Origin of the sequence: Streptococcus cuniculi (assembly GCF_004570575.1) — a bacterium.
In the GTDB taxonomy this organism is placed as follows: Bacteria; Bacillota; Bacilli; order Lactobacillales; family Streptococcaceae; genus Streptococcus; species Streptococcus cuniculi_A.
Genome location: NZ_SPPD01000063.1, coordinates 1 through 508, shown reverse-complemented (window position 1 = coordinate 508; position 508 = coordinate 1). Strand labels below are relative to the sequence as shown.

The following is a 508-nucleotide window of genomic DNA, read 5'->3' as shown; positions in this document are numbered from 1 at the left end:
GGCCTACACGTTTCCGACAAGAGGAATAAGTTTAATTTCCACAGAAACAAGCGGTGCAGTGATGTAGCGTTGAGTAAGCCAGAAGTCAGCCGAGGTCATAGTAGTCTGAGTAATCAGATGAAGGACTGAACGACAATAACTTGTAACTTATATCGGAGGTGTAATCAGGTGCGACAATCGCAGAAAACAGAACAACAAGCTGACCGCTTGTCGAGGATAGGTTTGGAAAACCGAAAGTACACAAGGGCGCGTAGTACCGATTATGGTGAAGGTAAAGGTATGAGTGTCACTATCCAAGACTTAGTCTTGGACCGCAATAACCTTAATCAGGCTTATTTGCGAGTTAAGAGAAATAAAGGGGCAGCAGGCATTGACGATATGACAGTCAATGACCTTCTGCCATATCTCAGAGAAAATAAGACGGAATTGATCGCTAGTTTGCGTGAGGGCAAGTATAAACCAGCACCAGTCAAACGGGTAGAAATTCCGAAGCCTAATGGTGGAGTAA

Annotated in this window: 1 pseudogene; it reads left to right on the top strand. The window is 44.3% G+C overall.

What is annotated here, in order from left to right:
• Positions 1–168: 168 nt before the first annotated feature.
• Positions 169–508 (top strand): annotated as a pseudogene (locus tag E4T82_RS12040) (group II intron reverse transcriptase/maturase); the annotation flags it as partial.